Consider the following 20,467-nt stretch of genomic DNA (forward strand, 5'->3'; position numbering starts at 1 on the left):
TAGTACTTTGATTCAAGATTTATAGTGATAATCGATTGTTAGTAATTACTCCAACCTCACTCATGGAAGATATTTTAGTATAAGGAGATACTATGAGTAATCACTCACTGCCTGAATCAGGGCAACCCCCGCACGCTTCTGTGTCTGATGATACCCTTGCCTTATCCGGCACCTACCAAGAGCTGCATAAACCAAGCTCTAGCTTTTCAAGCCGCGATGAATATCTCAATCACGAGCTACAAATCATGCAGCCTAAGCGCTGGACGGCTAACTTACCTTTTCGCGATTATCGTTTTGAAATCGAAGATACCATTCCTGCGCTAGCAGCAACTATTGGTAAAGTAGTCATGGTTGGTGCTATCGCTGCGACGTTCGCCGGTGCGCTTAATTTGGGTGATGCCTTTATTTTAGAAAACGTACGGTATGAGCTATTAATCGTCTCATTCTTTGTGATTTTGTTTTCAGGCTTTATTCTACCGACTGCTAACTTAGCCGGTACACATGGTCCGCTTATCCCGCTAATTCCTATTGTGGTACTCGCAGGCGGTCATCCAATGGCGTTTGGTCTGCTTATTGGTTTATTTGGTTTGATACTGGCAGTAAGTAAAGGGGGGAGTCTACTAGCTAATTTGACCAGTAAAGGGGTGTGTGGTGGTCTGCTGCTCTACCTTGGCTTTATCGGCACCACATCTCAAGTCTCTAAGCTATTGGCTTGGTCAGAAAGTATTAACATGCCGCATATCGCATTTATTGTGATTCTAGGCACAATCGTTCTATATGCGATATTAGAGAATTATCAAAAGCGTTGGCTTGCGGTTCCGTTAAGCTGCTTTTTAGGTGGTGGCACAGCTTACTTATTAGGTGCCCCTTTTGCCTTTGAAACTGCGCCAGGTATGCCGCATTTAAGCCCGATGTATTGGTGGGGTGAGAACAGTGGTTGGATGTTGGGCCTGCCAAATCTAGAAAGTTTTATGGTGGTACTACCGTTTGCGGTACTGGCCGTGGCGATGTGGTCACCTGACTTCCTAGGACATCAAGTATTCCAAAAAATCAGTTATCCAAAGCGTACTGGACGTGTGGTGATGAACATTGATGACACCATGACCAGTGCTTCAATTCGTCAAATTGCAGGCTCTGTATTGGGCGGTGCAAACTTCACATCCTCTTGGGGAACCTATATCGTACCAGCTGCGATTGCGAAGCGCCCAATTCCCGCCGGCGCTATTTTGACTGCATTATTCTGTGTGGTTGCGGCGGTTTGGGGTTATCCGATGGACTTAGCCATTTGGGAGCCGGTGATGTGTGTGGCCTTGATTGTTGGGGTGTTTATTCCGCTACTTGAAGCAGGGATGGAGATGACCCGTGAAGGTAAAACTACGCAATCTGCAGCGATTGTGGTTTTCGCATCAGCGTTGGTTAACCCAGCTTTTGGTTGGTCATTAACCATGCTACTGGATAACATGGGCTTAATTGGTTCTAAAGAGCGTAGTGCGGGTCTTAGCCGTATGAGCCGCTGGATTATTCCTGCCGGTATGTTTGTTTTGTTAACAGCCGTAATGGCAATGGTGGGCATGTTGCCTGGTATCCCTGCGCTATTATCAAGCTTTAGACATTAAATAATTAAACAGATATCATGCAGTCTTGATTAAAATGTCTGACTGTTTAAATAATAAAAAAGCTGGCTTTAGGTCAGCTTTTTTGTGTCGGAGAGTTTTAAGATAAGGAAGCGTTGACGAGGAGGAGTATCCATTTGATTCCTGATTTTAGAATGATAAGAGGTTGTTATCCCTACTTTGAGCTATTCTAAAGTGACTACCCGCAGCAATATTGTAAGTAAAAATTACAAGTTAGCATTATTTATTTTGTTGTGGGTATCGCATAATATTAAGCTATATATATTGAGCTAATTTGAGCCAAATTTTCTATTCACTTTTTTATTGGGTATGCGCTGTTATGATTGAGAACTGGACACGAGAGCTGGTCACGCAGCGCGTGTTAACTGCTACTTTATTGGTCATTTTATTTGTTCTGTGCTTTAGAGTGGTGCAGTTTTTTATTGTGCCTGCTTTGTGGGCGGCAATTTTGGCCTATGTGACGTTTCCTTTTTATAACTTCTTTCATGAGAAGGTCAAGCTTAGCTCAGATTTAAGCGCTGGCATTATGACCGTTACTATCTCTTTGATATTGGGTGTGCCAGTTGTTGTCGGGCTATTTGTGCTGCAGCAAGAAGCGATTAACTTATATAGCACAGTATTGCACCGTGTGAGAGTCGGCTATGTCGATTTGCCAGAAGAGATTAAAAATCTGCCTGTAATCGGCCAGCAAATAAAAGACATCCTATGGGAGATTAACAAAGATCCTGAAGCCTCATTAAGTACGTTTAGAGCTTGGTTACAATCACACTTGTACTATGGCAAAGTAGCGCTAGATGTGGCGCTAAGTACCATGGCAAAGCTGGGTATGGCGCTAATGACTCTGTTCTTCTTCTACCGTGATGGCATTAATCTCATGAAACAGATTCGCCAAGCACTACGTAATATTATTGGCAATCGTATCGATGGCTATATTGATTCAGTGGGCTCAACCACTCAAGCAGTAGTCTATGGCATTGGTTTGACAGCCTTGGCTCAAGCTTTACTAGCCGGTCTGGGATACTATTTATCCGGCGCACCGAACCCTATTTTACTAACCCTCATGACTTTTGTTGTCGCCCTAGTGCCTTTTGGCACGCCATTCGCTTGGGCAGGGGTGGCCTTATGGTTATTCACTCAAGGCCATACGCCTGAAGCAGTCGGCTTAGTTCTATGGGGTATGTTGGTCATCAGCTGGGTAGATAACTTAATTCGTCCAATTGTTATTTCAGGCGCGACCAAAATTCCATTCATCATTATCTTTATTGGGGTATTGGGCGGACTAACTGCCTTTGGTTTTGTCGGCTTATTTATCGGACCTGTGGTATTGGCTATTGGTCTAGCAGTATGGCGCGAATGGATTACTCAGCATAGAAACGTGATTTTTGCGCCTTGTTACGCACAGCTTGATGAACATCAATGGCAACCGGCCGACCGTCCTATGTCGTTTGAAATTACACCAGATGTGGTAACTTTTAGTCGTTATCCTTTTGCCGATATGCCTGTTGATTTATCTCAAAAAGAGGACTCTACGGATGAGCCAGAAGAGGATAAACCCAACAAAAAAAATCCAGAATAAGTGTATTTCAATAAGAAGAAATTCAAAGCAGCCTTTCATAACTAAAATAACTCAGGAAGACGCACTATTATGCTTACCATTTTAGCAGACAGTAACATTGCTCATTTACATGATTATTTTAATGAAAAGGTTATACAGCATCCGGTAAAAGTCATTGATATGGCGGGTCGTGATATTAATGCTGAGGCGATAGAGCAGCATCAGCCAGATGTGCTGTTGATTCGCTCGGTTACTCAGATAACGCCACAGCTATTAGACAGCAATAGCAGCGTTAAATTTATTGGCTCAGCGACTATCGGTACCGATCATGTCAATGAAGGTTATGTCAGTCTAAGAGGTATCCGCTTTGCCAATGCGGCAGGGTGTAGTAAGCATTCAGTGGCGCAGTATGTGATGACTGCTATTTTGCAGTTGCGTCCAGAATACTGGTTAGATGATGCCAGTAAATTAAATAAACCTGTCAAATTAGGCATCATTGGTTTGGGTAATATCGGTACCACACTGGCCCGTTACGCGCTTGATTTGGGCTGGGAAGTGTTGGGTTATGATCCGTTTCAATCGAGAAACGTGATTAATAATGCCAGCTTTGATGAAGTGATTAATAACAGTGATGTCATCAGCTTACACGTGCCATTGACCCTGCTGGGCTATAGTGAGTTGCCTACCCAGCATATGATTAATAGTACTGTTTTAGAAAAAATGCCGGCAGATACAATGCTAATTAATACCTCACGTGGTGCTGTGGTCAATGAAGCAGATTTATTGGCGGATTTGGATAAAAATCCTGAGCGTCAGGTTGTGCTTGATGTGTTCGAACATGAGCCAACCGTTAGTGCCGAGTTATTGAATAGATTAACGATTGCCACACCACATATTGCAGGCTATACGCTTGAGGGTAAATTGCGTGGCACGCAGATGATTTTTGATACTTTCGTACGCTCTTATGGCGATAGGGGGGCAGATATCTTGACTATTAAAGAGCAGAACTTAATGGCTGATTTATTGCCTGATAATCCATATCAGTGGCAGCAGCTAAAAGATAATCCGCAACAGCTGACTGAGTGTTATGATATCAAAGCCGATGATAAGCTGCTTAGAGGCAGTGTCGATAGCAGTGAGCAAGCTGTATCTGCTAAGGCGTTTGATGCCCTTCGTAAAAACTATGCGCTACGCCGTGAATGGCTGTTCTAATTAAACGTCATGCATTAGGGTGGTTTCAATTAAGAGCTATTTACTAAGCTTGGCTTATCGGAGTAGAGGATGAAGAGGTGTAGGGTGAAAAGATGCTTTGGTTATAAGATTCTATTGTCAGCAATACTACTGATAGGGTCTTATAATGCGTTAGCTGCTGATACAATCGCTTCTGAGAGCTCTGATAACCTAAATCAGGCTCGACAAAACGTAGCGCAGGATGTTGAAAGTATTAAATCCGTTATTACTAGCAATGACGCTATTATTGTTGAGCCCTCGGCAACGCCTAATTACCCTAAGCCGCCAAAGCTAACTTACGAGCAGGCACCGTTTGCGTTGGTTAATCGCTACACATGGCAGTTGGTAAACGTCGAAGATTCAAAGCAAAACTTAGCGCATGACCATGTTAAGTCTTTGACGCTTGATATTCGCCCAAATAAATTGGTGTTTAACGATGCCTGTCAGCGATATGATGTTTCATTTTTGGATGATTTATCGGGCGACTTTCCGTATAGCTATAATGATATCAATACGAAATCAACCTGTCAGAGCAAACAGCCTGATAATCAACGCATAGCATTATCAGAGCTTAAGAAGATATTGAGAGAAACCGACCCACATCAGTATATTTCAAGAAGATTTGGACTACAGTGGATAAACAGTGATAACCAGCTCGCGGATATGCCTAACGCTGCTGCCAGTAAGTTACCACAAACGGCATATTTAGCCATCAGCTTAGACATGCCTTCCTACCCTAAAAGCACGACACGTATGATTTTTAAGGGGGCGCTAAAGCCTATTGTTAAGCCAAATGGTGTTAATGCCTTATTAAGCAAAGACTTTCTTGAAGACTATAACTGGCGATTGCGTCAAGCGCTTGATAGTAGTGGTCAACCTATCGAAGCGTTTGGTTATGCGGATATTCTGATACTTGGTCGGTTTGATACGGCAAAGCGTGATTTATATACCAAAGCCACATTTTCCTACGCCAGCTTTTCATCGGACTGTAATGGCATCGGCGGTAATTATGTGTTGACCCCAGATAATAAACTACTGATTGGCTATGGGCCGCAAACGCTCATGGGGTGTAGTATGATGGGTGAAAAAGCAGAAGATACATTGCGAGAGCTTATGCATCACTCAACCAGTCATTTAACCTTAAATTATTATGCCAATGCTAAACACAGCAACGATGAGGCGGATAAAAATGCTCAAGCTAAAACATCAAATGGCACTTATATGTTAATTCAAGACTTTGATACCGGTGAGCAACTGATATGGGAAGCGGTCGATAAGCCGTCAAATTCGCAGTAGTAGTTGAGTTTGGTGTCTTAACACACCCTAAGCATTCAGTTCAAAATAACAGGATACGGCAAAACAAACCATGTCGAATAATCATATCGCTCAGCCAATAGATTATCACCCAACCATGAGCTTAGCGATGGCACAAAAGCGGGCGCAAATGTTAGCAACGATACGTCAGTTTTTCGCAGAGCGTGATGTGCTAGAAGTGCAAACGCCTCTGCTTTCTCAAGCGGGCAATACAGATGTGTTTATGCCGTCAATTTCTGCCAATATTACCCTCCAAGATACTCCAAGAACTTACTACCTTCATACCTCACCAGAATTTGTCATGAAGCGGATGTTGGCAGCTTGGCAAGTGGCGATTTATCAGATTTGTCCTGTATTTAGAGATAATGAGGTGGGTCACCGTCATAACAGTGAGTTTACGATGCTTGAGTGGTATCGTCCTGGATTTAGTCTAAATGAACTGGCTTTAGAGCTGGCTGAATTGCTCACTGTGGTTTCTGAACGTGTGCAAGTACTAACACATTACAGTTATAGCCAAGCATTTATGGATCATGTGGGTGTAAACCCTTTGAGTGCCAATTGCCATGTTTTATCGACTATTGCAGAGCATAATGGTCTGTCTGGTATCGATTTGGGAGAGGATCATCAAGGGTGGTTAGATTTGTTGTTTAGCCACCTAGTAGAGCCTAATCTGGGTCACGATAGTCTGACTTTGATAACCGATTATCCCCCTGCAACCGCGGCTTTGGCTAAAATCGAAACGGATAGTGACGGTAATAAGGTTGCCAAACGCTTCGAGTTATATATCAATGGCATTGAGATTGCCAATGCGTATGATGAATTGGCGGACAGTCAGGCATTAAGGGCGCGATTTGAGCAGGATAATATTGAACGTACTCAGCGAGGGTTGCCTGTTATGCCCATTGATGAGCGTCTATTGGCGGCTTGCGATGCGCTACCAGCGTGTAGTGGTATTGCGCTCGGCATTGATAGGCTAATGATGGTATTAGCAGGTGCAAAAAGTATTGATGAGGTGATAGGGTTCGGTGTGGATAGGGCTTAGTATGCCATCCATTCGACAATGTCAAGCAATTAACCTATTTAAGCAATTAACCTTTTTAAGCAATTAAGAAGCTTTTAGTAGTTTATTTACTGGACCACCTCGAAAGATCAATTTTCAGAGGGGCTATTAGTATCTTTGGACTGGAAGTCTTTCATGATTTTACTTAAGGTTTTGCTGTTGTCATAAAAGGCGCGACACCCCGGACATAATAACAGATGGGAATGCAGTTGTACTTTCTCAGTCAGGCGTAACGGGCGCTCTTGTCCATCACTGGCTATTTGGGTAATACGTTTACAGTTTTTCATAGTTTATATGGCCTTAATTTCGATGAATTCTCTACAGTTCTCTAACATTATTTTTAGTTTTCGAGTTTGAGGCAAGTTTAATAGAGCACAGGGTGTTACAAGAGAACTATTATCCGAAAGAGCTGTTATTCGTCAGAATAGTTAAACCATTTTATGGACAAACAAGTCTGAAGACCAAGTCGTGCTCGATGCATTAATACGTAATAATTACTGCTACTTATCTTCAGCGACTCGCAGATTTCTCTCGTCTCAAGCTCGATATATTCACGCATTAAAAATGCGCGTGCCTGCTCACTAGGTAGGTTGGTTAAGCAAGCTTCGAGCACCTGCCAAAATCCCTCAGAATGGACATGAGCTTCAGGGTCACACCAACTGTCATCAAATTGACTCGGCTTACACTCTGGATACCAAGACCCTGCCTCATCAAATAGGGCATCCAATAAGCTATCCCCATTGCCATCGCTACTCTCTTGCAGGCTCGATATCGTAGAGTATTTACTATTTTTGCGAATATTATCAATAATTTTATTTTTTAAAATGGCAAATACCCAGCTTTTAAAAGCCGCATTGCCTTTAAATTGACCACTATATTGCAGCGCTGAGAGTAGCGCATCTTGAACCACATCTTCTGCCAGGTGATAATCGTCCAATTGTAGGCGAGCAAACGCAAGCATTTGATGACGAACTGCTTCGACAAACTGCGGGGTAATACTAGAATGCTCTGGGACAGGAAGCTGACTGGCGTGGTTCATTTTAACAGCTCTTATGTGTACCGTTATTGGACAAGTTATCGGGTACGGTTGTTAGTATTGAAGGTATAAATTTAAGTGCTAGGTATAAGCTAACTATGCCGTGTAACGATACTGGCGCTTAGAGGCAGAAGGGTTTAACCAATAATCTAAACTCACATAACGACCCGCGCCATAAAATAAGGTGACCAGTAGCATAACAGTATAGGTTGCCGCAAACTCAATACCGTTGTTTAGTATCACAAAATTACCTGTTTCGGTTAGCCAGTCATAATTACCATGAGTTTGCAAAATTTCTCGCGCTTTATCCAAGCGTAACCCCGCTTCATTGGTATTCTCTAAACTGGCCTCACTGCCCCAAAAGCCAAACATATTCATCAAACTTGATAGACTGGTACTAGGATCAGTCGGGGTAATGGCATACCAGCCATTTGCCCAGTGGACACTAAACATTGCTACCAACATGGTAATAATCAAAGAGAATGACACAAAGCGCGTGCCTAGCCCTAATAATAACGCAATGCCACCAACTAATTCTGCCAAAATAACCAGTACTGCCATTAGCGTCGGCATTGGTAGTCCTAATCCCCAATCACTATTGCCAAACCACTGCACAATATCTTCAAAGCCAGTGACCTTGTTCCAGCCGGCACTGATAAAGATTGGCGAAAGGTATAAGCGTATCGCTAAAGGTGCAATAAAATCTAACGATTCTAACCGAGAAATAACGGCGTTAAAGGGTCTAAGTGTGTTGCTGGCAAAGCTCATATGATATTCTCAATGCAATGTTAGAAAAACTTTCAAAATATTTGGACGGTAATAGTATATTTATGATGTGAATAAAACCTGCTGATCCACTAGCTGATGAATTAAAGGTATGCCAAAGGATACTAAAATCTGCTCGTCTTCATACCCTAAGTGGTTGGCAAACGCTTGCATTAATTTGGTCAGCCCATTGTCTGTTGCCTCAATGGGACTATGATTACTGACATGGCTACTAATATAGCTACTGATAAAGTCGATGAGGGCATAAGTGAGCGCATTGACTGTCATAAACTGTACTTTATCTTGATAATCTCTATACACTAAATAAAAACTGTCCTCAGGCTCTTCGGGCTGATAGTCTGAGCTAATCAGGTGTACCGGCCACTGATAGTGTAAGTTTTGCACGCTTGGATTAATGCTTAAATAGCTTAAGCCCAAATTGCTTGCATCCAAAGCCGATTCATTGAGTGGTTGCTCAGTGTCGAATGTCGGTGCAATACTCGGCATAGCCTCAAGAATATAGGTATCGACCATAAGTTCGACCCATTCATAATGTGCTAATTCGGCAAAATACGGCGGAAGCTCAAATAATTCTAATACATTAGGTTCAGATAAATATTCAACAAAGTGCTGGTTAATCTCTGTGAAATAAGGACTATGGCAAGGATGCTTAAGGAAAAACTGCTTGCAAATATATAGCCATTTATCATCACTAATCAAACTTTGGCAAACAGGAAAGCATTTATCTAAGAAGCCCTTAATATTATTAAATACAAGAGTTTGATATAAATTGCCAATACGACTGGGAATGGATGCTCCGTTTGCGAGAGTCACATTTGTGAGAGTCTCGTTTGTAAGATATGGCGAGGCACTGTCTGAGTTGGAATTATCGATCCCAGTCTTTTGTTCTCGTAAATATTGACCAAAATTTTGCTGAAACTCTGCCAGAGGTGAGATGCCTGTTAATTCAGAAGCCACCGAGGTATCAGCGCCAGCAGGGATAACTTTAGATAAGGTCATGCTGACCGTCCTTAGTCTGCTGAGCATTATTAGTTTGATAACCAGACAAGGACGGATAGGATAACGTCGCTTTTTGGGCAGAACTCGTTTGTGGCTTATCTGACGTATGTGATTGCAACTGCAACTGGCGAATATAGGCCACTTCACCAATCAGCTCATCTATACTTGGAAAATTAAAATCACGCTCCAAACAGGTCGGTAAGGCGCTGGCAGGACGTCCTGTTTTTTGCTCGATAAGAGCATAAGCGTCCGATAATAACACCCAAACAGGATCAATCACGCTCGCACCATGAGTATCTACAATTAGCCCATCTTCTTCAGTATGATGCCCCGCCACATGGAGATAACAGGTACGCTCAAGTGGCAGTTGCCGTAAGTACTCGTGCGCATCAAAGCCAAAGTTTTGACTGTTGACATAAATATTATTCACATCCAAATGCAGTAAGCAGTCTGCTTCATTGGCAACGGCACTGATAAATTCAGCATCGCTCATATCACAGCTGACGCCATTCGTTGGGGGACTAAAATAATAAGAGGCATTTTCAAACCCAATTTGCTGACCCAAAATATCTTGTGCCTGCTTAATTCTATCAGCCACCCAATAAACCGCCTCTTCAGTACAAGGGATAGGGAGCAAGTCATATAAATGACCCGATGTGTCGCTACACCAAGACAGATGCTCGGTGTATAGCCCGATATCATGGGTCTGCATGAAGGCTTTGATGTTTTTTAAAAGTGCGGTATCTAAAGTGGCTGTGCTACCGATTGATAGCGACAAACCATGACAAACAAAGGGATGTTGTTCGGTAAATGATCTTAACTGCTTGTGGTATTGACCGCCCATTTGACCGTTAGAATTTAACCAGTTCTCTGGCGATATCTCAAAAAAATCGATAGCAGACAGATCTGCTTTACCCATCTCTGCTAAAAGCTCACGACGAAACCCAAGCCCTGCACCGCCTAACTGTTTAATAGGTTGCGCAGTAGTATCTTTAGAGGGAGTAATTGAGCTAGAGAGTGGTAACGTCATAATGGTCCTTTATAGTTTTGATTGTATGGGTAAGGCTAGAAGGTCAACCCAGTAGCAGTTTGTTCAATTAATCAATGCTATTTATTGCCACCACATTTGGCTTCGCCGCATTTAGCATCCATTTTCTTGTCTGCACCGCACGAGCTATCTGCTTTTTTATCGGCACCACAATTGCCTTCAGCACTTTTTTCTGCGCCACATTTGGCTTCGGCTGTTTTATTAGCGCCACATGACCCTTGATGGGCTTTTTCGCCATTTTTGTAGCCTGAATCCATTGAATTTGCAGAAAAAGGATTGGTTGATGTACAGCCACCTAAGGTAACTAATGAGCCTAGGGCTAAACTTGCAACGATTGATTTGGTATTCATAATAATATTCCGTTTTAAATAAGATTGATTGGTTAAATTTAACTATTTAGATTATCGACTGTTTTAATGTACGACTGATCAAAAGGGTAAATTGGTTTTAACAATAGAGGCGCTATTTACTGCCGCCACATTTGCCTTCGCCACATTTGGCATCCGTTTTTTTGGTAGGTTTTTTGACTGTGCCGCATTTGCCTTCGCCGCACTTAGCGTCTGCTGCCTTACTGTCACTTTGGTGAGCGTTTGGCATAGGTTTGGCATTAAAAGGGTTTGCTGCATTGGCCCCACTCATGGTCATAAGTGAACCTAGTGCTAAGCTGGTAATAAATGCTGATTTTTTCATGATGTATTCCATTGATAGGGTTAAATAATTGATAGGTGATAACAGTCTCAAAACTTATGGCCCTCTCAATGATGTCGTACTCAAATCAATGGCAAGTTATTTGTCTGTTATTAATTAGACGTCGCACGGGCGGCTTTTCTTACACTTATTTTTAATTTTTTAGATAATTATTTTTGAATTAATGTAAGTCTTTGATTTATAGTTATTTTTTTAAATAAAAACGATTAATCGAATGAGTTGAGGGGTGAGCGCAGTATTTGTAGGAATAATTAATGGGCGTGGTGAGGGTGAGAGTAACTTTGATTGTTTATAATTAAGGTTGCTATAATTTTTATTTATTGTGCCCATTGCGTAGTTATATCTATTAGAATAGAGATAGGGTTTATTAGATTTAACAACCTAATTTTAGTAGATATTAATATATATACCTTTAATTTGAGTGCCTATAGCATGCCGAAAGATCAAGACAATACAGCAATAAAAGACAATAAATTCTCATACAGCTCTTTAGAGGAGCTAAGAAAGAGAATGTTGGATCTTTCTCGACGTAATGTATTAATAAATTATAAGCACCCAGCTAAGAGCTTAAGGATTGTAGATAACCAGTTAGATAATATCTCTGAGCTTTTATTAAAGAAACATACTATCAATATCAATGCTGTTCCCTTGCCTGATATTAAAGAATTAGAGGCATTAGAAAAATTCACAGTTATAGATGAAAAAAATAATAAAAGATCTATCCGTACACCAACTGCGAAAGAATGGGCTAAGCATCTAGGTATTCAAACAGACTATGACCTTAAAGAGTGTAGGTCTCCTGAAGCAGAAAAAGATATTCAGGTTTTGTTATATCCTAATAGCTTAGATAGTAAAGCCCGTGTTATAAGATCAGCTGCTAAAAGTTCTATTGAAGAGATGGGGGCTAACACTCTATTTATAAGCCTAGGGTTTTTGGAGTGGTATGAAGATGACAACTCTGATGTAGCTAATTTATCACCATTATTTAATATACCTATTAGTATCAGTAGAAAGAGTGATAAGAGATCAGGTTTCTTTTATAGCATTCAAATGAATGATGAAGAGTTACAAACCAACTTAACTCTTAAGCAAAAGCTGCTTAATGACTTTGGTTTATTACTACCTGAGATTGAAGAGGATATGTCTCCCAGTGCTTATTTAAAACAGGTAGAGCAATCTATTATTCAGGTAAAGAAAAAATGGTCTATTAAATATTATGCTAGTGTCGTTTTGCTTAACTTTTCAAAACAGGCAATGTATAGAGATTTAGATCCAAGCAATTGGGGGAGTAATAAAATTGAAAGTCATCCTGTACTTTCTCAACTCTTTGGTAGTTCCGACAATCGAGAGTCAGGCTATGATGACGATCAAGAATATGCGATTGACGACATAGCAGATGTCCATGATAAGTTTCCCTTAGTTTATGATGCTGATAGCTCTCAACATAGTGCTTTGATTGATGCAGTTGGTGGTAAAAATTTAGTAATAGAAGGGCCTCCTGGTTCAGGAAAGTCTCAGACCATCACTAATTTAATTGCGAGTGCCATTAATAATAGAAAACGGGTGCTCTTCGTTGCAGAGAAAATGGCAGCATTAAATGTTGTTAAGTCTAAACTTGATAATGTTGGTCTAGGAAGTTTTTGTCTAGAACTACATAGCCATAAAGCCAATAAATTAAAAATCCTACAAGATTTAAGCAGTCAGCTGGAGTCCTTCAATCGCTATAATTCCCCAAAGGACTTTGAAACCAGTATCAGTCGTTATGAAAGGTATAAAGAGCAACTAAATGACTATGTTGCTTTAATTAATACTGTCTGGAAAGATACGGGGCGAACGATATACGAGATATTAAACAGAACTACTCGGCTAAGTCTTGAACTTGGAATTAATAGAAGTGATATTGAGTATAAACGTGAGGAGTCAGCCTCAATCAATGAGTCGACTATCCATAATGCCCTAGAAGACGCTACTATTTTTGAAAGAGAGTATGCAAAAGTTGTCTTTCAATCCAGTAATGACAGTATTGAGTCACATGCATGGTATGGAGTTAAGAAAGATGACTACATGGATTATGAGACTAAACAACTGCTGAGTTCACTTCAAAACTGGGAGGATGTATTAAAAGATTTATATAAAAGTTGGGTTCCAATAGCGACTCAACTTAGATTAGAGACAGATAATATTGTCGTTTTAAGGGATACATTATCCTTTATTACGCAATTACCGGCTGTTTCAGAGAAAATAAAGCTGAATCACTTAGCTCAAATAACCACATATACAAATGAGGTTGAACAGTTTTTAGATGATATAGGTTTAATAAGAGACTCTTACCATCAGTTATTATCAATATTTCCACAGGGAGTTAGTTTAGAGGTTAATGATGTAGAAGAGTTTGACCAAAATATTGAGCATTTAAAATCACTGATATCGTTTGAGCGAATGGACATGCCCTCATTAACCGTTGAGGAGCTATCGAATGAATCTATACGAGTACATAAATTACTTAGTCGCATCGAAGCCGTTAATCAAACATTAAATACTATTAGCAAGCAGCTACCGCCAAGCATTCAACCAGTTATAAAAGCTAGCAAAAGTGGATTTAATGAACTTAGAATTCTGGTTGGGTTGATCGACGCTTTGCCAAATGAGCTATGGCATCATAGAAATGATGTCTATGATAGTGCCTCATTAGATATTGTGTTACCTCAGCTAACAGAAGTTTTTTTAGAAATAGATCCACTACATAAAGAGCTCTCAGAGGTTTTTGATTTAACAAAGCTACCTGAAGCTAATATATTAAGACAACATAAAGTTATTTTAGAACAGGGTGGGTTTTTTAGATGGTTCTCATCACAGTGGCGAGCTTCTAAAAGCTATGTTCTAAGTTTGAGTCCTCTACCTGCGGTTACTTTAGCTCAGTTAGAGCCTAAAATTGATGCACTGATTATTTATATTGAACTAATCAATAAAGCTAAGAGTATCAGTGATAGTGACCCAGCGATGCAGCAACAGTTTGAAGGTGCTGAGACGCCTATAGCACGGGCAGTTGCTCTAAGGCAATGGTATAAAAGAGTACGCCAAGAATATGGCTCAAACTTTGATGAACGGGCTAACATAGGTACCTCGTTATTAAGAATGGATCAAAAGCTGGCTTTTGATTTGAAAGATATTTATAACAGTAACTTAGAGCATGAAATAACTATTATTGAGAAGGAACTCAGGTCTTTACAGTCTACTTTCAGCATATTTTTTAATCACTCTCATGACCCTCTATTATCTAGGCTAAGTAAAGATGATTCTGCCTCTGATTTGAGTGAGTTTGCACGAAGTTTGGATAACTTTATTGCTTCGATACAAAGACTGAGTATTGATCCTAAGACATCATTACAGGACTTAGAGATTGCGAATCAGAGTCTACATAGTTTATTAAGGTCTCAGGTAGAGGCTCTTAAATTTCTGGATAAGTTCACATTTTTAAGAGAGGATTTTCTATTAGCCATCAATAATTTTGATATATCAGAAGAACTGATCGATAGCTACAAGAAAACGATAGGTATTGCTAGAAAATTATCTACAAACTTAGCCATCTTTAACTATTTGAAATCTAATCCAACAGTTGCAACATATCAGGGCCTTCAGCAAGAAGCAAAACGAGTCTATGAGCTCTATTTAGAGTATGAGCAGGTTGAAAATGATTTTTATCATAATAACCATGTCCATGAAGCAGATTGGACCCAACAAGTTGGCAACAGTCTGACCAAGTTAATTGAGCGTAATAAAACAGCATTAGATAGCTCAAGTAACTTAATGGATTGGCAGTTATTATTAAGAGCCGAAAAAGCGCTATTAGATAGTGGTTTTTTTGATGTGGTTTCCCTGTTATATACTGGTACTATTAACGTTCAGCAGGTTAAAGATAGTGTCGAGTTTTGTTTATACAGCGAGCTTAGTCAAGATATCCTCACCAATCAAAAAGGTATTAGAGAGTTCAGTAGTAGCAAACATATAGATATTGCTGAAAGGTTTCGCGAGTACGATAAAAAAATTCTAGATTTGCAAAGAAAACAAATTGCTTCCAATGCATCAGAAGTAGAGGTGCCTCATGGTAATAGCTCAGGTTTAGTATCCACTTTAACTGAAGCCTCGCTTATTAAGCATGAGTCGAGTAAAAAGACACGTCATATTGCTATTCGTGAGTTACTTGATCGTTCATCTAGTGCAGTTCAAGCCTTAATGCCTTGTTTTATGATGAGCCCCATGTCAGTGGCACAGTATTTGAAGCCTGGCAAGTTTGAGTTTGATCTTGTTATCATGGATGAGGCGTCACAGATTTTTCCAGAAGATGCTATAGGTGCCATTGCTCGCGGAAAAAGCATTGTTATAGTTGGTGATCCTAAGCAGTTACCTCCGAGCAATTTTTTTAAAAGTGTTTCTAATAGTAATGACGGTGATGATGATGGTGAAGCACAAGATACAACGACTTTAGAAGAGTCAGAAAGTATTTTAGATGCTGTAAATCCTATATTTACGACGAGAAAGTTAAAATGGCATTATCGTTCACGGCATGAGTCTCTAATTGCCTTTTCTAATGCTCAATTTTATGACTCTAAGCTGATTTTATTTCCATCGCCTTATAGTGAGTCTAAAGAATTTGGAATCCGATACAGTCATGTCAAAGGTACGTTCCTGCAAGGTGTAAACACCGTAGAGGCACAAAAGTCTATTGATTTGCTTGCTGATCTGATAAAGAACAACCAACATGAGTCTCTTGGTATTGTGGCGATGAACAGTCGACAGCGCGATGAAATAGAAGCTTTACTTGAGCTTAAACTTAAGGAAGATCCTCACTTTAGCAGCGCCTATGAACAGTATGAGAACAAGTTAGAACCAATCTTTATTAAGAACCTTGAGAACGTACAGGGTGATGAAAGAGATGTCATTATTATCTCTATGACATATGGGCCAGAAGTGGTTGGCGGTAGAGTTGCTCAGAGGTTTGGACCCATAAATCAGCAAGGCGGCTGGAGGCGACTAAATGTATTATTTACTCGTTCAAGAAAGCGCATGCATATTTTATCGTCAATGGGGTCGAGTGATGTTTTATCTCGGACAGATAGTAAAGGTGTGAGTGCATTAAAATCTTTCTTAGAATATTGCGAAAAAGGTCACTTACACGGAACGCAAATTACAGGAAAACAGCCAGATAGTGACTTTGAAATATCAGTCATGAAGAAATTAAAAGAGCAGGGTTACGATTGTGAACCGCAGGTTGGCGTAGCAGGTTTTTTTATAGATTTAGCTGTTAAACACCCCGACTATCCTGAAGCGTTTATTATGGGGCTTGAGTGTGATGGAGCTACGTATCATTCAGCAAAGTCAGCTCGTGATAGAGATAGGTTAAGACATGAAATACTAGAAGGGCTTGGTTGGAATATTCAACGTATTTGGTCGACAGATTGGTTTAGAAATCCGGATGATCAAATACGACGTATCGTTCAAATGTTAGAGGCTATTGTTGAGAAGCAAAAATCAGTAAGCAAAACAACTTATTATGAATTTCAAGAATCGTTTAATAATGAAATAGCCTCAGATATAGAGAACGATATTGTTGTAACATTTGAAGAAACCAAATTAAAGCAAGATTTTGAGGAATTCCAAAATGTTAGTTTAAGAAATAAACTATTGGCGTTGCGTGAAAAATCTGAAAAAAATAATCCAAATCTTTCAGAAGATAAAAGGTTACTACGTGATGAGATGTTAGACGCTTTATTAATGGAAACGCCTTGTAGTTTTGATGAATTTAAAGAATTTATTCCTTTCCACTTAAGAGATGCTACCTCACCTGAGGAAAGTAATTATTTAGAAAAGGCATTAAGAATTATTAAAGAGCATTACAGTTAAAATTTTTAATATATAAGTTAACTTTTATCTTTAATGCACCAACTTATTTAGCCCAAATGATGAACGATTATGGATGGTTATAATTGTTTCAAATAGTATCGATAATATTATAGGTTTTGATGTGGGAATGGTAAAAGGTGAGTTTCTAAAGCAATCTAAAATAGGAAAGCTGAGATGATTGAACCCGCAAAAATAGCGGATGCAGAAGAAATTGCGAATGTGATTAGGGACAGTATTCTATCCTGCGTTGCAGATCATCAAAATGATCCTGTTGCAATTGAGCAGTGGCTAGCGAATAAAACGCAAAGTAATGTTGAACAATGGATCAGCAACAATTATGCATTGGTTTATAAGTACGATGAGCAGATTGTTGGTTTTATTTTAGTGTCAAAAAAAGGTGAGATATTGCTCAACTATGTGAAACCTGATTGCCAGGGGCAGTGGATAGGCAAACAATTACTGAATAGAACGAAAGAAGACTATATTCAACAAAGGATGACAACGCTTAGCGCAGAGTCGACTTTAACAGCAAAGCCATTTTATTTAGCCAATGGCTTTGAGGTTATTGAGAATGTGTTGGAAAATGGACGAGTGGCTGCATACCGGATGGCGTTGAGTTTGTAGGGAAAGGACAAGCTTTTTAAAGCTTAACGCACCAGTTTATTTAACCCATCGGCAAACATCTTTTTGTCTTTATCAGAATAGGGCTTTTGACCGCCCATTTGAGTCAAGTCCAGTACGCCTGTTGAGCGCATGGTGTCCATAAAGTCTCGCGCGTTCAGCTTTTGTTTGATATTATTTTTATCATAAATAATGCCGTGTGGCGTCAGCACCTGACCACCATTATCCAGCACATCATTCGCCAAAGGAATATCACTGGTAATCACCAAGTCGCCTTTTTCGATATTATCGGCAATATAATCATCAGCCACATCAAACCCAGAACCCACAACTTTCATGGTAATTAGAGGAGATTTGCGCAGTTTTATGACCTGATTGGCAACAAAAATCGCAGGGGTATTAGTACGCAAGACAGTTTTAGTAATTAAGTCTTTTACGACCAAAGGGCAGGCATCAGCATCAATCCAAATTTTCATTAGATGTCCTTAGGTGGTGATGACTCAGTGACTGGTTCTTGGGTAGATTCTTTGAGAGGCTTTAATTCAGGTAGGATATGGTCTTGCATACCTACTTTGTTAGGTAGTACGGATATTAACCGCTTTAATGCAGGGTTTAAATACACCACATCGTTTGGCATCAAGGTAATATGAGCAATTTTGCGGTCAGCACGCTCTTCTTTATGGTAAGTATGGTAATGAGCACCATCGATAGCCAGTACGTCTGATACGTCAGGATATTCACCCAATACATTGACCATAATTGATGGGAGCACATTGTCGGTATCCCCCAATGGCAAGCCAACCACGGCACGGATATGATTTTCAAACTGGCTGGTGACAGCGCCTTCAATACTCCAATGCCCTGAGTTGTGAACACGAGGGGCTATTTCATTGGCTAAGATAACGTCTTTACCCGCCTCATTCTTAGTGACGAATAGCTCTAAAGCCATCGTGCCGACGTAATCCAAATGGGTCATCAAGGTTTCAATAGCGGATTTCGCTTCTGGTAATAAGTGACTGGTGCCAATCGCAGGTGCTTGTGACGTGGCTAATATGCCATGATAATGATTGTTCTCTATTAAATCATAGGTACGCATCGTGCCATCTTGCGCACGGGTCGCGATGATAGATACTTCACGGCTAAAGTCAATAAACCCTTCTGCTATCAGTGGGGCGGGAGTAGGGGTTAAATCACCTTCACCGCTGACCGCATCTCCTAAAGCATTCCAAGCGTCGTCAATATCTTGTTGAGTCTTCACCACAAATTGACCTTTGCCGTCATAACCGCCACGGCTGGTCTTAAGTACCAAAGGTAACCCTAATTGATCACAGGCTAAATGCAGTTCATTTTTTGAGCCGACACTTAAGAAGGGTACTGTTTTAATACCGAGCTCGTTAAACAAGCTTTTTTCTTTGAGTCGGTCTTGAGCTACCTCCAGCGCTTGTGGTGGTGGGAACATGCCTTGTTTTTGTCCCGCTTCAGACATTTGCTTAAGGCGCGCAACTGTATCGGCAGGCGTATTTTCGAACTCAAGGGTAAAAACATCAGCCGCAGCAATAAAGTCTTCAAGTTGCTCGCTGGTAAACACTTGACCATACAATGACGCAGGGCAATTTGGCGCGTCTTCTAAAAACACACAGCGATAGCCAAGCGGTATAGCGGCTTCTGCAAGCATCATACCGAGTTGACCGCCACCAAGAATACCGATAGTGCGGATAGATTGGGTTGCAGGATAAGCATTAGCTGTTGTCATAGTTGACTCTTAATACAATGAAATTAGGTGAATTGAAAATAAGCAAATCTGTTATCTAAAGAATAAATTAGGTTAATGACAGAAAAACAAAAAGGTGCCAATAGCACCTCTTTGTTATATCGTCCTTTATGCCAATCAATTAAATGAATAGGCATAATATCGTACTATTTACTGTGACTATTTAACTATTTACAGCAAGTCTATTAGTTAATAATACCTGGTGTTGGACTGGCTAAGATAGTATCTGTTTGTTTTTGACGGAACTCAACCAGCTGCTTAGCAAGCGCTTCATCATGCAGTGCCAAGATTTGTACCGCAAGCAGTGCTGCGTTATAAGCACCTGCCGTACCAATCGCTAGGGTACCAACGGCAATGCCTTTTGGCATCTGAACGATAGACAACAAGCTGTCCCAGCCGCTCAGTGTCGATGATTTAACAGGTACGCCCAGTACTGGCAATTCTGTCTGACTAGCACACATACCCGGTAGGTGAGCCGCACCGCCGGCACCGGCGATAATGACTTGCAGGCCTTTGCTTTTAGCGGATTTGGCGTAATCAAACAATTTGTCAGGCGTGCGATGCGCAGAAACCACTTCGCATTCAAATGCTACACCGAAGTCAGCCAGTAGCTGTGCCGCCAAGCTCATGGTTGCCCAATCTGACTGCGATCCCATGATAATACCGACTTTCGGGCTGCCTTCTGGAGACTGGATAGGACCAAGTGCTGACTCTGAAGTTTGGGTGTTTTTGGCATTCGCCATTGTTTGAGTTTCCTTACAAAAAACATCTATCATACAAAACTTTTGAATCAATAAAAAGTAA

Annotated in this window: 17 protein-coding genes; 7 read left to right on the top strand and 10 right to left on the bottom strand. The window is 40.5% G+C overall.

Going from position 1 to position 20,467, the window contains the following annotated elements; all coding sequences use genetic code 11:
- Positions 1-92 precede the first annotated feature (92 nt).
- The 5 genes from AC2SLO_RS02585 (at position 93) to epmA (ending at position 6,775) form a co-directional block, all read left to right on the top strand.
- Entirely contained in the window at positions 93-1,616 is a 1,524-nt protein-coding gene (locus tag AC2SLO_RS02585) for a DUF3360 family protein (RefSeq protein ID WP_486541954.1), read from the top strand.
- A gap of 337 nt (positions 1,617-1,953) precedes the next feature.
- The gene (locus tag AC2SLO_RS02590; protein WP_486541956.1) at positions 1,954-3,210 is read left to right on the top strand and encodes an AI-2E family transporter; all 1,257 of its coding nucleotides are present in this window, start codon (positions 1,954-1,956) and stop codon (positions 3,208-3,210) included.
- A gap of 69 nt (positions 3,211-3,279) precedes the next feature.
- Entirely contained in the window at positions 3,280-4,401 is a 1,122-nt protein-coding gene (locus AC2SLO_RS02595) for a 4-phosphoerythronate dehydrogenase (protein WP_486541958.1), read from the top strand.
- Between the two features lie 114 nt (positions 4,402-4,515).
- The gene (locus tag AC2SLO_RS02600) at positions 4,516-5,715 is read left to right on the top strand and encodes an META domain-containing protein (protein ID WP_486541960.1); all 1,200 of its coding nucleotides are present in this window, start codon (positions 4,516-4,518) and stop codon (positions 5,713-5,715) included.
- 70 nt (positions 5,716-5,785) lie between these two features.
- The gene (epmA, locus tag AC2SLO_RS02605; protein WP_486541962.1) at positions 5,786-6,775 is read left to right on the top strand and encodes an EF-P lysine aminoacylase EpmA; all 990 of its coding nucleotides are present in this window, start codon (positions 5,786-5,788) and stop codon (positions 6,773-6,775) included.
- A gap of 107 nt (positions 6,776-6,882) precedes the next feature.
- Here the strand turns inward: epmA and AC2SLO_RS02610 are convergent, their stop codons facing one another.
- From AC2SLO_RS02610 to AC2SLO_RS02640, 7 genes are all read right to left on the bottom strand, one after another.
- Positions 6,883-7,080 (bottom strand): anti-sigma factor family protein, encoded by a 198-nt coding sequence (locus AC2SLO_RS02610; RefSeq protein ID WP_486541964.1) that lies wholly within the window; start codon positions 7,078-7,080, stop codon positions 6,883-6,885.
- 125 nt (positions 7,081-7,205) lie between these two features.
- Positions 7,206-7,832, bottom strand: a complete 627-nt coding sequence (locus tag AC2SLO_RS02615; protein ID WP_486541966.1) for a sigma-70 family RNA polymerase sigma factor — start codon at positions 7,830-7,832, stop codon at positions 7,206-7,208.
- Between the two features lie 93 nt (positions 7,833-7,925).
- A complete protein-coding gene (locus AC2SLO_RS02620) occupies positions 7,926-8,597 on the bottom strand; it encodes an HvfX family Cu-binding RiPP maturation protein (protein ID WP_486541968.1) in 672 nt (223 codons plus the stop codon).
- Between the two features lie 60 nt (positions 8,598-8,657).
- Entirely contained in the window at positions 8,658-9,614 is a 957-nt protein-coding gene (locus tag AC2SLO_RS02625; protein WP_486541970.1) for an HvfC family RiPP maturation protein, read from the bottom strand.
- Positions 9,601-10,644 (bottom strand): HvfB family MNIO-type RiPP peptide maturase, encoded by a 1,044-nt coding sequence (locus AC2SLO_RS02630; protein ID WP_486541972.1) that lies wholly within the window; start codon positions 10,642-10,644, stop codon positions 9,601-9,603. The genes AC2SLO_RS02625 and AC2SLO_RS02630 overlap by 14 nt, the downstream gene beginning before the upstream one ends.
- Before the next feature lie 77 nt (positions 10,645-10,721).
- The gene (locus AC2SLO_RS02635; protein WP_486541974.1) at positions 10,722-11,012 is read right to left on the bottom strand and encodes an HvfA family oxazolone/thioamide-modified RiPP metallophore; all 291 of its coding nucleotides are present in this window, start codon (positions 11,010-11,012) and stop codon (positions 10,722-10,724) included.
- Between the two features lie 112 nt (positions 11,013-11,124).
- Entirely contained in the window at positions 11,125-11,352 is a 228-nt protein-coding gene (locus AC2SLO_RS02640; RefSeq protein ID WP_486541975.1) for an HvfA family oxazolone/thioamide-modified RiPP metallophore, read from the bottom strand.
- Between the two features lie 450 nt (positions 11,353-11,802).
- On the opposite strand from AC2SLO_RS02640, the gene AC2SLO_RS02645 reads away from it, so the two are divergent.
- Together AC2SLO_RS02645 and AC2SLO_RS02650 are read left to right on the top strand one after the other, a co-directional pair.
- Complete coding sequence (locus tag AC2SLO_RS02645; protein ID WP_486541977.1) at positions 11,803-17,271, top strand: PDDEXK-like endonuclease domain-containing protein; 5,469 nt, start codon at positions 11,803-11,805, stop codon at positions 17,269-17,271.
- A gap of 174 nt (positions 17,272-17,445) precedes the next feature.
- On the top strand, positions 17,446-17,895 hold the full coding sequence (locus tag AC2SLO_RS02650) for a GNAT family N-acetyltransferase (RefSeq protein ID WP_486541979.1): 450 nt from the start codon (positions 17,446-17,448) through the stop codon (positions 17,893-17,895).
- Between the two features lie 23 nt (positions 17,896-17,918).
- Here AC2SLO_RS02650 and AC2SLO_RS02655 read toward each other — a convergent pair whose 3' ends face one another.
- From AC2SLO_RS02655 to purE, 3 genes are all read right to left on the bottom strand, one after another.
- On the bottom strand, positions 17,919-18,368 hold the full coding sequence (locus AC2SLO_RS02655) for a YaiI/YqxD family protein (RefSeq protein ID WP_486541981.1): 450 nt from the start codon (positions 18,366-18,368) through the stop codon (positions 17,919-17,921).
- Positions 18,368-19,645, bottom strand: a complete 1,278-nt coding sequence (locus AC2SLO_RS02660) for a 5-(carboxyamino)imidazole ribonucleotide synthase (protein ID WP_486541983.1) — start codon at positions 19,643-19,645, stop codon at positions 18,368-18,370. Before AC2SLO_RS02660 ends, AC2SLO_RS02655 begins: the two co-directional genes overlap by 1 nt.
- A 203-nt stretch (positions 19,646-19,848) precedes the next feature.
- On the bottom strand, positions 19,849-20,406 hold the full coding sequence (gene purE, locus AC2SLO_RS02665) for a 5-(carboxyamino)imidazole ribonucleotide mutase (RefSeq protein ID WP_486541985.1): 558 nt from the start codon (positions 20,404-20,406) through the stop codon (positions 19,849-19,851).
- Positions 20,407-20,467 lie beyond the last annotated feature (61 nt).

This window comes from Psychrobacter sp. CX14, assembly GCF_057396205.2.

Coding starts and splice junctions, on each gene's coding strand:
- AC2SLO_RS02620 (WP_486541968.1), bottom strand. CDS start 8,597: ATGAGCTTTGCCAGCAACACACTTAGACCCTTTAACGCCGTTATTTCT.
- AC2SLO_RS02630 (WP_486541972.1), bottom strand. CDS start 10,644: ATGACGTTACCACTCTCTAGCTCAATTACTCCCTCTAAAGATACTACT.
- AC2SLO_RS02625 (WP_486541970.1), bottom strand. CDS start 9,614: ATGACCTTATCTAAAGTTATCCCTGCTGGCGCTGATACCTCGGTGGCT.
- AC2SLO_RS02590 (WP_486541956.1), top strand. CDS start 1,954: ATGATTGAGAACTGGACACGAGAGCTGGTCACGCAGCGCGTGTTAACT.
- AC2SLO_RS02585 (WP_486541954.1), top strand. CDS start 93: ATGAGTAATCACTCACTGCCTGAATCAGGGCAACCCCCGCACGCTTCT.
- AC2SLO_RS02650 (WP_486541979.1), top strand. CDS start 17,446: ATGATTGAACCCGCAAAAATAGCGGATGCAGAAGAAATTGCGAATGTG.
- AC2SLO_RS02660 (WP_486541983.1), bottom strand. CDS start 19,645: ATGACAACAGCTAATGCTTATCCTGCAACCCAATCTATCCGCACTATC.
- AC2SLO_RS02610 (WP_486541964.1), bottom strand. CDS start 7,080: ATGAAAAACTGTAAACGTATTACCCAAATAGCCAGTGATGGACAAGAG.
- AC2SLO_RS02595 (WP_486541958.1), top strand. CDS start 3,280: ATGCTTACCATTTTAGCAGACAGTAACATTGCTCATTTACATGATTAT.
- AC2SLO_RS02615 (WP_486541966.1), bottom strand. CDS start 7,832: ATGAACCACGCCAGTCAGCTTCCTGTCCCAGAGCATTCTAGTATTACC.
- epmA (WP_486541962.1), top strand. CDS start 5,786: ATGTCGAATAATCATATCGCTCAGCCAATAGATTATCACCCAACCATG.
- purE (WP_486541985.1), bottom strand. CDS start 20,406: ATGGCGAATGCCAAAAACACCCAAACTTCAGAGTCAGCACTTGGTCCT.
- AC2SLO_RS02635 (WP_486541974.1), bottom strand. CDS start 11,012: ATGAATACCAAATCAATCGTTGCAAGTTTAGCCCTAGGCTCATTAGTT.
- AC2SLO_RS02655 (WP_486541981.1), bottom strand. CDS start 18,368: ATGAAAATTTGGATTGATGCTGATGCCTGCCCTTTGGTCGTAAAAGAC.
- AC2SLO_RS02640 (WP_486541975.1), bottom strand. CDS start 11,352: ATGAAAAAATCAGCATTTATTACCAGCTTAGCACTAGGTTCACTTATG.
- AC2SLO_RS02645 (WP_486541977.1), top strand. CDS start 11,803: ATGCCGAAAGATCAAGACAATACAGCAATAAAAGACAATAAATTCTCA.